Annotated in this window: 14 protein-coding genes; 8 read left to right on the top strand and 6 right to left on the bottom strand. The window is 61.2% G+C overall.

Features of this window, described 5'->3' with window-relative positions; translation table 11 throughout:
- Positions 1 to 5: 5 nt before the first annotated feature.
- From QWI75_RS01155 to QWI75_RS01120, 8 genes are all read left to right on the top strand, one after another.
- Positions 6 to 695 (top strand): D-sedoheptulose-7-phosphate isomerase, encoded by a 690-nt coding sequence (locus QWI75_RS01155; protein WP_289266849.1) that lies wholly within the window; start codon positions 6 to 8, stop codon positions 693 to 695.
- Positions 692 to 1,846, top strand: a complete 1,155-nt coding sequence (gene hypD / locus QWI75_RS01150) for a hydrogenase formation protein HypD (RefSeq protein WP_289266848.1) — start codon at positions 692 to 694, stop codon at positions 1,844 to 1,846. Before QWI75_RS01155 ends, hypD begins: the two co-directional genes overlap by 4 nt.
- A gap of 101 nt (positions 1,847 to 1,947) precedes the next feature.
- Positions 1,948 to 2,973 carry a hydrogenase expression/formation protein HypE gene (hypE, locus tag QWI75_RS01145; RefSeq protein ID WP_370693606.1) on the top strand — a complete coding sequence of 342 codons (1,026 nt, stop codon included), beginning with the start codon at positions 1,948 to 1,950 and terminating at the stop codon, positions 2,971 to 2,973.
- A gap of 63 nt (positions 2,974 to 3,036) precedes the next feature.
- A complete protein-coding gene (locus tag QWI75_RS01140; protein ID WP_289266846.1) occupies positions 3,037 to 3,366 on the top strand; it encodes a hydrogenase maturation nickel metallochaperone HypA/HybF in 330 nt (109 codons plus the stop codon).
- 293 nt (positions 3,367 to 3,659) lie between these two features.
- Complete coding sequence (gene lpxC / locus QWI75_RS01135) at positions 3,660 to 4,604, top strand: UDP-3-O-acyl-N-acetylglucosamine deacetylase (protein WP_289266845.1); 945 nt, start codon at positions 3,660 to 3,662, stop codon at positions 4,602 to 4,604.
- A 784-nt stretch (positions 4,605 to 5,388) separates the two neighbouring features.
- Complete coding sequence (locus tag QWI75_RS01130; protein WP_289266844.1) at positions 5,389 to 6,198, top strand: inositol monophosphatase family protein; 810 nt, start codon at positions 5,389 to 5,391, stop codon at positions 6,196 to 6,198.
- A gap of 312 nt (positions 6,199 to 6,510) precedes the next feature.
- A complete protein-coding gene (locus tag QWI75_RS01125) occupies positions 6,511 to 6,789 on the top strand; it encodes a hypothetical protein (RefSeq protein WP_289266843.1) in 279 nt (92 codons plus the stop codon).
- 105 nt (positions 6,790 to 6,894) lie between these two features.
- The gene (locus tag QWI75_RS01120) at positions 6,895 to 7,227 is read left to right on the top strand and encodes an arsenosugar biosynthesis-associated peroxidase-like protein (RefSeq protein WP_289266842.1); all 333 of its coding nucleotides are present in this window, start codon (positions 6,895 to 6,897) and stop codon (positions 7,225 to 7,227) included.
- A gap of 101 nt (positions 7,228 to 7,328) precedes the next feature.
- Here the strand turns inward: QWI75_RS01120 and QWI75_RS01115 are convergent, their stop codons facing one another.
- The 6 genes from QWI75_RS01115 to QWI75_RS01090 all read right to left on the bottom strand — a co-directional run bounded on the left by QWI75_RS01115 (position 7,329) and on the right by QWI75_RS01090 (position 13,897).
- Positions 7,329 to 8,342, bottom strand: coding sequence for an NAD-dependent epimerase/dehydratase family protein (locus tag QWI75_RS01115; RefSeq protein ID WP_289266841.1), 1,014 nt, complete (start codon positions 8,340 to 8,342; stop codon positions 7,329 to 7,331).
- Between the two features lie 45 nt (positions 8,343 to 8,387).
- Positions 8,388 to 10,253: a RiPP maturation radical SAM C-methyltransferase gene (locus tag QWI75_RS01110; protein ID WP_289266840.1), complete on the bottom strand. Its 1,866-nt coding sequence runs from the start codon at positions 10,251 to 10,253 to the stop codon at positions 8,388 to 8,390.
- Between the two features lie 45 nt (positions 10,254 to 10,298).
- Positions 10,299 to 10,664, bottom strand: coding sequence for a 4a-hydroxytetrahydrobiopterin dehydratase (locus tag QWI75_RS01105; protein ID WP_289266839.1), 366 nt, complete (start codon positions 10,662 to 10,664; stop codon positions 10,299 to 10,301).
- Positions 10,665 to 10,723: 59 nt separating this feature from the next.
- A complete protein-coding gene (locus tag QWI75_RS01100) occupies positions 10,724 to 11,176 on the bottom strand; it encodes a CBS domain-containing protein (RefSeq protein ID WP_289266838.1) in 453 nt (150 codons plus the stop codon).
- A gap of 355 nt (positions 11,177 to 11,531) precedes the next feature.
- The gene (locus QWI75_RS01095) at positions 11,532 to 12,773 is read right to left on the bottom strand and encodes an SUMF1/EgtB/PvdO family nonheme iron enzyme (protein WP_289266837.1); all 1,242 of its coding nucleotides are present in this window, start codon (positions 12,771 to 12,773) and stop codon (positions 11,532 to 11,534) included.
- 143 nt (positions 12,774 to 12,916) lie between these two features.
- Positions 12,917 to 13,897: a S1 family peptidase gene (locus QWI75_RS01090; RefSeq protein ID WP_289266836.1), complete on the bottom strand. Its 981-nt coding sequence runs from the start codon at positions 13,895 to 13,897 to the stop codon at positions 12,917 to 12,919.
- Positions 13,898 to 13,967: the final 70 nt, after the last annotated feature.

The following is a 13,967-nucleotide window of genomic DNA, read 5'->3' as shown; positions in this document are numbered from 1 at the left end:
GAGCGATGGCGGCCAACGACATCCTCGGCGGACTCTATCCGTTCCTGAACGAGCAGGGGGCCCTCCCGGCTCGACTGAATGAGGAACTGCTGGAATCGGTCCGCCAAAAAGCGGAGGACAGCTTGGCGGCCAAACGGGCTTTCTTCGCGTCGCATGCGGAGCAGGTGGTCGCGGCGGCGAAGGCCATCGCCGAAGTGTACCGCCGGGACGGCCGGCTCTTCACGATGGGCAACGGCGGATCCAGTTGCGACGCGGCCCATATCGCCGTGGAGTTCCTTCATCCGGTCACGACGGGCCGTCCGGCCTTGCCGGCGGTCAATCTGGATGCCGATGTGGCGATGCTGACGGCAGTCGGCAACGACGTGGGGTTCGATCATATCTTCGTCCGGCCCCTGATCGCCCAGGCCAAAGCCAGGGACGGGCTGATCGGGGTGACGACCAGCGGCAATTCGCCGAACCTGCTCCGCGCCTTCGAGAAGGCCAAGGAGATGGGGCTCACGACGATCGCCCTATCGGGAGGAGACGGCGGCTCCGTGGCACGGTCTCCGGCTGTTGACTACAGCCTCGTCGTGGAGACGGACAGCATCCACCGCATTCAGGAATGTCACGTGGCCATCTACCACATCCTCTGGGATCTCGTGCATACCCTCCTGGCGCACGACCGAGGTCGGATGGGACGAAGAGGCGCGCCGTGAAATACGTGGATGAATTCCGCGATCCCGACAGGGCGCAACGGCTACTCAAGGAAATCCGTAGTCTGGCCGGCCGGGTCGGCCTTGGCCGGCGGACCCCGCTGGGCATCATGGAGGTCTGCGGCGGCCACACCCATACGATTTTCCGCTACGGCCTCAACAGGCTGCTGCCGGAAGAGGTGGAGTTCATCCATGGACCAGGCTGTCCTGTCTGTGTCCTGCCTCGGGGACGCGTGGACGATTGTGTCGCGCTGGCCCAACGGCCGGAGGCCATCATGACCACCTTCGGGGATGCGATGCGGATCACTGGGTCTCGCAAGAGCCTGCTCCAGGCCAAGGCGGAAGGAGCGGATGTCCGCATGGTCTATTCCCCGCTGGACGCGCTGACGATCGCCAAGGCCAATCCTGATCGGGAGGTGATTTTCTTGGCGCTGGGGTTCGAGACCACGATGCCGAGCACCGCCCTGACGGTGTTGCAAGCCAAGCGGGACGGCATCGCGAATTTTTCGCTGTTCTGTAACCACATCACCATTATTCCCACCATCAAGGCCGTGCTGGATTCCCCCGATCTCCAAGTCGACGCGTTTCTGGGACCGGGCCATGTCAGCACGGTGATCGGCACGCAACCCTATCGGTTCATCGCCGACCGCTATCGGAAGCCGATCGTGATTGCGGGCTTCGAGCCCTTGGACATTCTTCAGTCTGTGTGGATGGTCTTGCGGCAACTGGCCGAGGGTCGCTGCGCGGTGGAGAACCAGTACCGTCGGGTCGTGTCGGAGGCCGGCAATCTACAGGCGCTCCAGGCCATTCATGAGGTCTTCGAGGTGCGGGAATTCTTTGAATGGCGAGGGCTGGGCTCCATCGACTATTCCGGGGTCCGGATGCGATCGGCGTTCGCAGCCTTCGACGCGGAGCAAAGATTCCCGGTGCCGAACATGAAGATCGCGGACCCCACCTCCTGCCAATGTGGCGAAGTGCTCAAAGGCGCCATCAAACCCCCTCAGTGCAAGGTGTTCGGAACTGCCTGTACGCCGCAGAATCCGCTGGGTGCCCTCATGGTCTCGACCGAAGGGGCCTGCGCGGCCTACTACCAGTACGGCAACCATGGACGGCTCGATCGGGACGGGCAGAAATCAGACAGGGTGCCGGCATGATGCCGGCGCGGAACGATGGGCAGACCATGAACCATGCGGCGCTCGAACAGAACCCCTCTGAACCGCTGAGGACCGCGTGGTCAAACCAGTGGTTGGAACGGATGCGGGACCAGCGGATCAGCATGGCCCATGGCAGCGGCGGCAAGGCCATGCGGGAACTGATTGAACACCTGTTTGTGGAGGCCTTTCGCAATCCCTTGCTGGCCGCGCTGGAAGACCAGGCCGTCGTTCCGCTGGACGACCTGCGGCGACAAGGGGGGAGGCTGGCGTTCACGACGGACTCGTATGTAGTCAATCCGCTGTTTTTTCCAGGCGGCAGCATCGGCGATCTGGCCGTGCATGGGACGATCAACGATCTCGCGATGAGCGGGGCCAAACCCCTCTTCCTCTCCTGCGGGATGATCCTGGAGGAAGGACTCCAGATCGACCTGTTACGACAAGTCGTCCAACGGATGGGCGAAGCGGCCTCCCATGCCGGCGTGTCGATTGTCACGGGCGATACCAAGGTGGTGGAGCGGGGGGCCGCAGACAAACTATTCATCAATACGGCCGGAATCGGCATCATTCCCCACGGCGTCTGGATTGCCGCAACCAGAGCCAGACCCGGAGACGCCATCCTGATCAATGGCCCCATCGGCGATCATGGGATTGCCATCCTCACGGCGCGAAACGAGTTGGCCCTCGAATGCCCGGTCGAAAGCGACACCCGCCCGTTGCATGACTTGGTCCAAGCCATGCTCGATGTCTGTCCGGACATCCACTGTCTCAGGGATGCGACGCGCGGCGGCCTCGCGACCGTCCTCAACGAGTTCGCCCAAGCCTCGGCGGCGGCGATCCACCTCAACGAATCCGCGATCCCGGTCCGGGAGAGCGTCAGAGGAGCCTGCGAGATCCTCGGCCTGGACCCTCTCTATCTGGCCAACGAAGGGAAATTGGTCGCAGTGGTTCCGCAAGCACATGCGGAGGCCACACTTGAGGCCATGAACCGGCATCCAGCCGGTCAGGACAGTGCGATCATCGGCGAAGTCACGGAGACACCGGCAGGGGCGGTGGTGATGAGGAACGCCTTCGGAGGATTGCGGGTGGTGGACCTGTTGATCGGCGACCAGTTGCCCAGAATCTGTTGATGAAGGGCATGCTTATTGGCCAAGCAACGGCGGCCGGGATAGCGCTCCGGGATAGTTTCGTCAATGCATGAGTTGAACCTCATTCGTCACATCGTCCAGATTGTCAGCGATCGGGCCAACGGCGCCAAGGTCGCCCAGGTGACGCTGCAGGTCGGCAAGCTGAACGACGCAACGCCTGAGGCCATCCGCTTCAGCTTCGACCTGGCGACGAAGGGCACCCTGCTGGAAGGCGCCAGACTCGAGATCGTCGAGATTCCAGGACTGGGCCGATGTCGGGCCTGCGGACAGGATGTTCCCATGAACCAGCTTGTCGAGCGATGCTCCTGCGGCTCGACAGATCTCGAACGTCTCGCCGGCGACGAATTGATTATCACCCATATGGTGACGGTCTGATGAGGATCTGTGGCTCCTCACTCTAGGACAGGCTCGATGGATATAAGACAGGGCTTGCCCAATCAGAGAGAACTTGGTATTGGTATTAGCCTTCCCAAGCCCGCCAGCCAGTCTTAAGACGAACGAGGACTGAAGGGTTGAATCCGTGAAAACGCAACAGGTGTGGAGTTTTAGCCACAGAACAATCAAATCCGATCATCGCCACCAACATGTTGATATTAAAAGTATTATCGTCATAATTGTTAAGAGAATTCGATTGGCACGTTAGTTGTATACACCTCCCGAACGTCATCATGCGCTACCAGCAAACCATCGCCTCCCCAATTACCTGTACCGGTGTTGGACTCCATTCCGGGCAACCGGTCACGATGACCCTGCTTCCCGCTCCTCCGAATACGGGAGTCGTGTTCCTTCGTAAGGCGGGTGGATCGGCGATTCCGCTGGGGGCCACGATCAGCAACTTGGTGGCAACGGAACTCTGCACCGCCATCAGCAGCGCCGGCACCCAGATCAAGACGATCGAGCATGTCCTGGCCGCGCTCTGCGGATTGGGAGTGGATAACGTCTACATCGAAATCGATGCCGGCGAAGTCCCGGTCATGGATGGGAGCGCCGGCCCCTTCGTGCGGCTAATCAAGGCGGCCGGAATTGTGCCCCAGAATCGCGCCCAGCGGTTCCTCAAGATCATGCAGCCGATTGAAATCATGGATAGGGGCCGCCGGGTCGTGATCGAACCGGCTCCGACCCCCAAGGTGACCTATACGATCGCGTATGACCATCCGCTGATCGGCACCCAGAGCTACGAGTATGAATGTTCCGCCGATTCGTTCGAGCGAGACATCGCCGATGCCCGGACCTTCGGCTTCCTGAAAGAGGTCGAAGCCCTCTGGTCGCGCGGGCTGGGAAAAGGTGGGTCGCTGGACAATACCGTCGTCCTGTCCGACGATGATGTGATCAACCAATCCGGCCTTCGATTCCAGGATGAGTTCGTTCGGCACAAGGTGTTGGACCTGGTCGGCGACCTGTCGCTTCTTGGCATGCCGTTCATCGGCCACGTCAAGGCGGAGCGCTCCGGCCATGCCTTGCATACCTCGCTCGTCAATCAGATCCTGCGCCGTCCGGACTGTTGGGTCCTTCTGTCGTTGGACGATCAGCCGACCCTTGCGGAACGGCCCCTTGTTCAGCCCTCCACGGCCTATCACTCCTCAGCCCTGACGGCTCCGGTCGCCTCAGTCTAATTTCTCAGCCCAGCCCTTCCGTCGATCGCGCTCAACCGACGTCCGGCCGACCGTGACACGTTCCTATTGACCAGACACAAGGCCGCCTCCCGCTCACACAAAAAAGCGCCGGAGGCAAGTGGCCTTGCCTCCGGCGCATGGAGCGGGGGGAGTGACTTACTTCTTCTTCTTCTTTGCAGCCTTCTTCGTTGCCAACGCCCTCACCTCCCTTCACACATGACGTCACGAGTGAATTGCCATGGAAAGACCCGGTGCCGCATCACGCGCACGAACCCGTCCCGAAGGACCCGCTGCACGCTGCTTCCTGTTTGACCGGAATGCACGATGGACCAACGATGACTGCGAGACCTCATCCGCGATGAAGTCCGAGCGCGGACGTCGCGCGCGGGGGCCGGAGCGTATGCACTGGAAGGAATGCCGCTACTCAGGCGCGCGGAGCAACCCGCGTCGCTCATAGAAACCCATTGCGCTCTGGATCGAAAATCGGAAACAATCCTGAACGGACAATCGAAGGAAAGGCGCTTGTCGTCAAGCTTGGGGAGGAAAAGGCGAGAGGCGAAACGTCGTGGTTCGTGTTCGATGTTCAATCCTTTGAGTTCTCCAAAATCGGATCTCACTCAAAGCATGGGTGCTTTATAGCAACAGTGTTCACTGAGATCAACAAAAATTTCTCGCAGCCGGCGTCGCGGCCGACCCGATCGATTCCTTTGCCGGTCGTCTCTGGCTCATTGCTGTTGAAAGTGTAGCACGAGCGCATGGTTTATCAAACGAGACAACGGGCCGAATGAGCCGAGAGACGCGCCACGAGTCGCCCGCGCGCGCCATGAGCGCCGCCGTCGCCGCCGCACGAAAAGCCGGCGCGATCCTACGTGAACAGGCGAGGGCGGGGTTCGGGATCGACCGGAAAACCTCGATCGTCAACCTGGTGACCGACGCCGATCGGGCCGCGGAGCAGGCGATCGTGGACCATCTCTTGGCTTCATTCCCGACCGATGGGGTGCTGGCGGAGGAACGGGGACAGGATGGACGGCGGGAGTCGGGATGCCGATGGATCATCGATCCGCTCGACGGCACCACCAACTTCGCCCACGGCTTTCCGTTCTATTCCATCTCCATCGCGCTCGAACGGGAGGGAGTCTGCACGCTGGGCGTGGTCTTGGATCCGATTCGCGAGGAACTGTTCACCGCCGAAGAAGGGCAGGGCGCATGGCTCAACGGCCGGGCGATCCGGGTCTCCTCCATCAACACCCTCGATGACGCCCTGCTGACCACCGGGTTTGCCTATGACATTCGGGAGACGGCCGACAATAACCTGGACCACTTCAGCCGCTTCGCGCTGCGCGCGCAGGGGATCCGCCGGACGGGATCGGCGGCCCTGGACCTCTGTTATGTGGCAGCGGGGCGGCTTGACGGGTATTGGGAGGTGAAACTGAGTCCTTGGGATTCAGCCGCAGGATCGGTCGTGCTGAAGGAAGCCGGCGGCCGGATCACGCATTTCAACGGCTCTCCCTATTCCATCTACGGCAAAGACCTCGTGGCCAGCAACGGACCCCTGCATCCAGCCATGCTGCAGGTGCTGGCCGAGCGACCGTGATAAGGAGATCGCGCTCGCCTAGGACCCTGTCCAACATTGACCTTTCTACTCCGGCGAACGATGTACCGGCATCTGCTTCGTTCTCGGCCCCAAAAACTCCGGGGCACCCATTGCATTCTGCAGAGCAATGGGTCCCGATTCCAGCGAATACGCTTCCGGGTTTTCGTGGCCTGCGGCCTTGTATCTGCCAGCACCCCCTTCACCTCGTCACGAACGGCAATGTCGGACAGGCTCCCAGCCGGCGACCGGGCGGTGTACAGCCCGCCGGTCGTTACGGTATGATGCAGCTCCACTCATCCAGGTGGGACACACATGGCGTCTCAAGGTTCCCAGGGTCACAATCATCAGCAAGGCGAATCGTCCGACCAGACGATCACGGTCAAAGAAGTCGAGCTGGTTCGCGTCGTCGTCAGCCGAGCAGGGCTCGCGGTGTCCGCCGAGTGGGCCATCCATCCGCAACTCAAGCAGGACCTGCCTCCCAACGAATGGAAAGAGGTCGCCGACCTCATGGGGAAGGTCACCAACCTGGTGGGCTCTCGCTTCAAGCGAGTCCTTGCCGAGGTGGAGCCGGACCCGCCAGGCAACGCATAACAGACAGGCTCAGGGCGAGGTCGAGGTTGAGCTCCAGGAGGATCGAACCTCGCCCTGCAACCTCAGCCTCAGCCTCAACCTTAACCTTTGAGCGAGTGAGTCGCCATGGAAACCTATTACCATCCCAAGGACCTGGGCAAGTTCGCCGATATGGGGAAGGGGAACAAGGACCTGTGGGATAAGTTCATGAGCTACTACAGCGCCGTCTTCGCAGAGGGCGCCCTGACGGAGCGGGAGAAGGCCCTCATTGCCTTGGGGGTCGCCCATGCCGTGCAATGTCCCTATTGCATCGACGCCTATACGCAAGCCGCGCTGGAGAAGGGCTCGAACGTGGAGGAGATGACCGAAGCGGTGCATGTCGCCTGCGCGATCCGCGGCGGGGCCTCGTTGGTCCACGGCGTGCAGATGCGGAACGTGGCCGAGAAATTGTCCATGTGAGGGGGATCAGACGTCAGTCGTCAACCGTCAATCGGACAAGAGGTGTTGTTTCCTTCGCGACTTACGCATGACCATCGACGAGTGACGAATGACGGGCTGGTTTACGCCGGTAGATAGCCATTGGCCCGGAACCAGACGATGGCGTCCCGGATCGCCTGGTCGATCGGGCGTTTGGCGGTGAAACCCAGCTCGCGCGTGGCCTTGGAACAGTCATACTGCTGCATGTGGGCCAGCATCTCGACGAAAAAGCCCGGCACCGGCGCCGGCCGCCGGAGAATCGTTCGGACTCCCCAATCAAACGTCTTGAAGGCCGGACGCGCAAGCCAGGGAGGAATGGGAAAGAGCGGGGCGAGCACCCCGAGTTCCTTGGCGATCAGCCGGTTCAATTCCTGTTGGGTCGTATTCCAATTCCCAAGCAGATACCGCTCGCCGACCCTGCCCCGCTCCGCCGCGAGGACCATGCCCTCCGCCACATCCCTCGCGTCGATCGCGTTGACCGGACCATCGATATAGCCCGGCATCAACCTTCTGGCGATCATGAGGATGACCGTGCCGCTGGTGGGCTTGCTGTCATAGGGTCCATAACAGGCGGTGGGACAGACAATCACCGCCGGCAGGCCTGAACCGGCTGCCTGCCGCACCTCCCGTTCCATCTCCGCTTTGGCCATCAAATAGGGATTGTCGTGGTAGCGGGTCGAAAAGGGGCAGTCTTCTGTCGCCAGCCGGCCGGCCTGGGCAGGATGTCCGATCGTGGTCAGCGCGCTGACGAAGACCATCCGCTCGACCTTCGCGGCGCGGACGGCTTCGAGAACATGGCGCGTCTCCTGAAGGGCTTGCCGGACTGCGGTATCGACGGGAACCGTATAGGGAGGGTAGTAGCCGGCGGCGTGATAGACCCTGGTGACCCCTTCACAGGCCGCGGCAAGCGACCCGGGCTCGTTCAGATCGCCCGGGACGCGCTCGACGTCGAGACCGTGGAGCGTCGCGTGGCCCTTGGCCTGTTTGCTGGATTGAATCGGCCTGGCCAGCACCCGGACATGCTCACCCCGCGCCAAGAGCGCGCGAACGAGGTTCGCACCGAGAAAGCCCGTGCCGCCGAGGACCAGGACCTTCATGCGCCTTCTCCAGACAGGAGAGGAAAGGCTGCCTGCGATATGAGGTCAATGAAAAGGATGCTCCGGGATCGCCAACGTAAAATATTTGCCCCGTTCCTCGTAAAGAATCCGTTTGGCGGTCAGATCAGTCAGGATCGAGGACACCGTCTCACCAAGTCCGGGGCCCCCCAGATAAACCTTGCCCACCGCCGCCGCAATCTGATCGGTTGATCGCACCAAGTCGTTACAGAATTCGATGACAAAGGCCGCCGGCCCGTCAAAGCGATAGCGAACCGGACGTCCAGCCACCCGACCGTCATAGACCGTGACATAGCTCGGCGCCTTGGAATAGAACAGGAACGGCTTGTCATCCGAGGCGTAGCGCTTCTGCCACTCCCGCACGGCGGCGATCAACTCTTGATAGACATGAGGATCGACCGCCCAGTGATCCAGCTCGTATTCAAAATCGTAGGCGATCTTGTTCAGATCCACCTGGCGAGCGTCATAGACATATTCATAGGCCAAGCCGGGGCCGGTGATGCGCAGGCCGTACTCGCCTGGCCTCGTGTGGTAGGGGCTGAAGCGCTCGAGCCAGAACTTGCCCGTGGCCTCGGGCGGCTGCAAGTGGAGCAATGACGGGATCAGGTCGATCTGCCGCCGGTAGTCGTCATTGGTCTCCCCGGGGAATCCGAGAAGAATATTCCAGGATACCAGGATCTTGTAATAATAGCTCCACTTCAGGCATTGGATGTTCTGCATGGGCGTCACGCCCTTGTCCATCGTCCGGAGCTGGCTCAGACTGAGGCTTTCCAGACCCGGCTGCATGCATTTCACACCCCCTGCCGCCAAGGTCTTGATCTGCTGCTTCTGAAGATTGCTCTTCGTTTCGATGAACACGTCCAGGTCGCAGCGGGCCTCCGCAAACCTGCCGAACAGTTCCTCGATGTATTTCATGTCGATGATGTTGTCCACCAGGCGGAACCGTGTCGTGTCATAGCGGCTGGAGAGGTCGGCCATCTCGCGAGCGACCTGATCCGGCGACTTGGCACGGAACTTCATGTTCTGCGCATTGAGCCCGCAGAAGGTGCAGTGGTGCTTTTCCCCCCACCAGCACCCGCGCGAGCCTTCGTACAGCAGAACGCGATCGAGCCCGGTCGGCCCCGCGCTTCCCAGCCTGGCAGACAGGTGGAAGTAGTCGTCATAATCGGGCGGGCCGGTTTGGGCGAAATCCGAGAACAGGCTCGTATTGGGTTCGAAACAGATCCGGCCGTCTTTGCGGTAGGCCGCTCCCTTGGGAAACCCGTCCGGGGCGCCGTTCAGCACACAGCGCACGAGGTCCGGGACTACCGGCTCTCCTTCGCCGACCACGACATGGTCGATAAAGGGAAAGGCCCTGAAGTACTCCAGTCCCATCTCGCCGTCGTAGTTGGCCCCGCCAAAGACGATCTTCACGTCCGGGTAGAGGTCCTTGATCAGCTTGGCCAACGTCAGACTGGCCACATTCTGGTCGAACGTGGACGTGAACCCGACGAGACGATATTGTCCCCAATCCACTGCCGTCATTGCCCAGGTCAGGAATTCCGGCGCCTCGCGCATGGCCAGGTTCTCGAAATACCCGATCGGCAGGCCGCCCTCCTGGGCGATCTGCTCGAAGACCGGCTTGAACATGCGGGGATATTCCACGCGTTTGGGGTTGTCTCGAAACAGGAGGTAGGAAAACAGCCACTCACCGAAGAGGGCCCGCTTCTCGCAGATCCGCTCATATAGCGGCACCCCGATCCGGTGCGCGAAGTGGACATTCAAGTGATGACAGTCCACCCCGATGCCCTGGGATTTGAGCAGAGCGGCCAGCGTGCCGAGCTGGATCGACGGATACTTCGACGAGCTGAACGGCATGTTGACCAGCGCCACCGGCGCTTGCACGCGACTCATGACTTCACCGGTCTGGATGAGACATGGCGGGAACGCGTGCTCGGACTATTTTGGCGCTCCGACCGCGACTCCTGCCCGAAACGCCGCGAACTCGCGATCCGCCTTGGCCGCCAGGTAAAAATCGCTCTCGGTGAGCCCGTTGATCTTATGCGTCCAGATCTCCACCTTGCACTTGCCCCAGGCCAGATACAGGTCTGGGTGGTGCCCTTCCGCCTCAGCCACCGCCCCGACTTTGTTCACGAAGTCGAGTGCCTGGGCAAAATCCTTGAAGGTGTAGAGCCGTTCCAGATGGCCGGCTGTGTTCAGCGACCAGCCCCGATCGAGCTGCACCAAGAGTTCTTGCGCCCGCTCAGCCGGCAACGGCGGAACGCCGCCTCGACAGGGTACGCATTTATTGTCTGCCAATCCCATATATTTTCCCCTCCCTACCAACCTTTGGTTGAACCGCGAGCCCTTCGATGGCCGTCAGGTTATGGCTTGTGCCCGCGCTCGAAGAAGAGCCCGCGGTTGATGTCGCCGACGCTCACGATCCCGACCAGTTTCCCCCGCTCGACGACCGGAATGCGCCGGAAATTCTTCAAGCCCATGTAGGAAGCCGCCTGCAAGACCGGGTCGTTCGGCGAGACCGTCATCGGGCTGACGCTCATGACCTCTTCGACCTTCTTGGCCAGAACCTCGGGATACCCCTCTTCCATCTCGACGAAATCGCGGCTATGGACGTTATCGTGGATATAATCGCCGTAGTTGGGGTAGAGGGGCAAGAGCACGTCTCGCAGCGTCACGATGCCCACCAGGCGGCCGTCGTCCTCGACGACCGGCACGGAGGCGCAATGCCGGCTGAGCATCTTGATGACCGCCGAACGAACCGTATCGGTCTTTCTTACCGTCACCACACCGGTCGACATCACCTCATGCACAAGCATGGCAGCCTCCTTTCGCAGGCTCACGACTGCTGAACACCGGACCGGACAGGAGGTCGCGCCGCGGCCGCTTGGATTGTCGAGCAGGCTGAAGAGGAGGCCCCCGCGCAGCCTCAGGGGGGAAAGCCTAGCACCAGGCGGGAATCATCGCAAGGGCACGGTAGCAGCAAACAAAAGGACATCCGTCATCTGTCACTCGTCATTCATCAAACGATCGGAGCGTCTTTGCATCGTGGTCCCCTCATCGTTGCTTGATTGACGGATGACGACTGACGCTTGGCGTATGACGACAGGTCGAGCCACTGCGATTACCTGCCGCACAGGGACCAGGCCACCAGACGTTTCCAACACCCTATCGCTACTTCGCATCCTTGGCGCAGCGGAATCCTTCAAACCCTCCACCCGCAGAAGCATACTTTCGGACCTGATAATCAACCTGCGATCCTTCCCTTGGTTTGGCGTGGAACGCGCTCAAACTCCCTCGAATCGTTTTTCTGCTCTTGTCGTCTGCCTCGCCGGGGGACAACCTCGACTCGTGATAGGGACTCGATGTCCATTCCGTCACATTGGCATCAAGGATGCGGCCCTCCGTATCATGCGCCGCCTTTTCCCACTCGTCCTCCGTGGGCAATCGCTTCCCAGCCCATTTACAGTACGCCACCGCGTCGTGCCAACCCACCCCATCCACCGGTTGGTGTGGATCGCCGGGCCAGTCTCGCTCCTCGCCATATCTCCCCGTGACGCGGTGCCCGGTGCTTTGCAGAAACCGCCTGAACCGTTGGATCGTCACAAGACCCCGATCGATATAAAAATCATCGGCGACGTAGAGATTGACGGGTGGGGCATCAACCTCCTCGACTTCCCCTCCACCGTAGACCGCCACGATCTTGGTCGGGAGGCGGCCGCCTCGAATCAGCACCATCGGGGCGCCGTCTTTGCCCGTGATTTCTCTCATCGCTGTTCCCTCTGGCGTGATCCGCCAGCCTCTCAAAGCCACCTCGAGGATCGCCGCCGGAACCGCATAGCCCATCCGGTCTCGCGCATCGGTCACGACTCCCACGACTTTTCCGCCGAGGAGCACCGGGCTTCCCGAATGCCCCTCTTCGATCAAGGCCTGCAAGGACAGCTCCGGTCCCTTGAGGCCGTTCAGATTGCCGGTCGAAACGGCCCAGGGCGCCAATGTCCGTGGAAAGCCGATCAGGGTGATCGGTTCGCCGCCTTGTATTTCCCTTGTCTGATCGAGCGCCAGCGAGATGAGGCCATCCGGAAGTGGACCCGAAACCAGCAAGGCGGCGAGACCCTTGGGGTTCTGGCTTTCAACCCCGATGACCCGGGCGGTAAAGCTCTGTTGGGACTGCAGAAAGAACGTGACCTGCGGATTGGGATCGCCTTCGATGACGTGAGCGGCCGTAACAATGTAGGCGGCGTCTTTGCCCAAACGCACGATGAAGCCGCTCCCGACCTTCGGCTGCTGCCCTTCGACCCGGGCGGTGATTCTCACCACGCCGCTTTTAATTTCTTCGATATCCTGCGCCCAGAGGATGGTGGTGAACAGAACAAGAACCAGAATCGCTCGCAGGATGTTCAAAAAGGCCGTCATCTCACCAGCCCACCCCGGCGCGGTGTCTGTTTCATCTTAACGTTGGTCGATTGACGACTGACGTTTCATGTATGACAAAGGTTTCGGCAGCCGCGATCACCAGCCAGACGGAGAGCCAGCCGGCCGAGTTGCGCACCATTCCGCTACTGGCGCTCCAGCGCGAAAGAACCAGAGTTGCCATTACTGCACGTCAGATAGCCCTGGATCGTCTTACCGCCGCCGCCGACTTCCGAGACGAAATCGCAAAACACGCCCTGGAAGACCTGCGACGCCGCCCGCCCCTCGAAGACGTTATCGTGCACGCGGCCTTGCATCGGTCCGAAATCGCCCTGGTTGTTGACATAGGAACCGGTGACGGTGTCGCCGTTCTGTTGATAAGTGGCCTCCAGGCCGACCATGCCTCCCAACATGCTGAAGCCGAGGCCCTGGTACTTGCCGGACACCAGCGGCCGCGCCGTCGGCTGAGTGGCGACCGGTTCCGGTTCCTCGGGTGCCACGTCGGCCGGCTTCTGTTCGAATTCTTCCGAGAGCCGCACACCCCATCCGTCCAAGGCAAAGCGCGCCACCACGGCCGGCACGGCGGTATTAAACTTGGCGCCCACCTCCGTCACGATGCCCACGACCTTGCCCTGGAACAGAACCGGCCCGCCCGAGTTGCCTTCGTCGGCCGCGCCTGAAAACGAAAGCGCGCTGCCCCGGCGGCCGGAGAGGGTTCCGGTCGTCACAGCCCAGGGGGACCCTTCCACCCGAGGGAAGCCGATCAACGTGATGGATTCGCCGCCGCTGACGGCAGCCGTCTGGTCGAGGTTCAGGGCGACGAGATCGGAGGGAATCTTCCCTTCGACCAGCAGGGCGGCCAGCCCGGCCGGGTTTCCTCCCTCCAGCCCCAGCACGCGGGCGCGGAAGGGGCGGTGCGGGGCAGAAAAGAAAAAGACGTTCGGGTGTTGGTCTCCTTCGATGACATGCGAGGCCGTCACGATGTAGACATGGTCTTCTTCCACCTTCACGACGACGCCGGACCCGACCCGGTTCTTGCCTTCCACCTGCGCCGTGATCTTTACCACGCCCTTTTTCACCTGCGCGATGTCCTGAGCCCAGAGCGAACCAGGGGATAGAATTGCCAAGAGCAGCAACAACAGAAGGAAGAAGAGGGCAATCCACAGCCACGGTGGATCAAGAAAGATTGAGGACTGC

The organism is Nitrospira tepida, assembly GCF_947241125.1.
Lineage (GTDB): Bacteria > Nitrospirota > Nitrospiria > Nitrospirales > Nitrospiraceae > Nitrospira_G > Nitrospira_G tepida.
Note: the sequence above shows the minus strand (reverse complement) of the source record. Positions and strands in the feature narration are given on the sequence as shown.

Bases quoted from the DNA above. Each gene is read 5' to 3' on its own strand.
- QWI75_RS01155 (WP_289266849.1), top strand. From the start codon at position 6: ATGGCGGCCAACGACATCCTCGGCGGACTCTATCCGTTCCTGAACGAG.
- hypE (WP_370693606.1), top strand. From the start codon at position 1,948: ATGCGGGACCAGCGGATCAGCATGGCCCATGGCAGCGGCGGCAAGGCC.
- QWI75_RS01140 (WP_289266846.1), top strand. From the start codon at position 3,037: ATGCATGAGTTGAACCTCATTCGTCACATCGTCCAGATTGTCAGCGAT.
- lpxC (WP_289266845.1), top strand. From the start codon at position 3,660: ATGCGCTACCAGCAAACCATCGCCTCCCCAATTACCTGTACCGGTGTT.
- QWI75_RS01130 (WP_289266844.1), top strand. From the start codon at position 5,389: ATGAGCCGAGAGACGCGCCACGAGTCGCCCGCGCGCGCCATGAGCGCC.
- QWI75_RS01125 (WP_289266843.1), top strand. From the start codon at position 6,511: ATGGCGTCTCAAGGTTCCCAGGGTCACAATCATCAGCAAGGCGAATCG.
- QWI75_RS01120 (WP_289266842.1), top strand. From the start codon at position 6,895: ATGGAAACCTATTACCATCCCAAGGACCTGGGCAAGTTCGCCGATATG.
- QWI75_RS01115 (WP_289266841.1), bottom strand. From the start codon at position 8,342: ATGAAGGTCCTGGTCCTCGGCGGCACGGGCTTTCTCGGTGCGAACCTC.
- QWI75_RS01110 (WP_289266840.1), bottom strand. From the start codon at position 10,253: ATGAGTCGCGTGCAAGCGCCGGTGGCGCTGGTCAACATGCCGTTCAGC.
- QWI75_RS01105 (WP_289266839.1), bottom strand. From the start codon at position 10,664: ATGGGATTGGCAGACAATAAATGCGTACCCTGTCGAGGCGGCGTTCCG.
- QWI75_RS01100 (WP_289266838.1), bottom strand. From the start codon at position 11,176: ATGCTTGTGCATGAGGTGATGTCGACCGGTGTGGTGACGGTAAGAAAG.
- QWI75_RS01095 (WP_289266837.1), bottom strand. From the start codon at position 12,773: ATGACGGCCTTTTTGAACATCCTGCGAGCGATTCTGGTTCTTGTTCTG.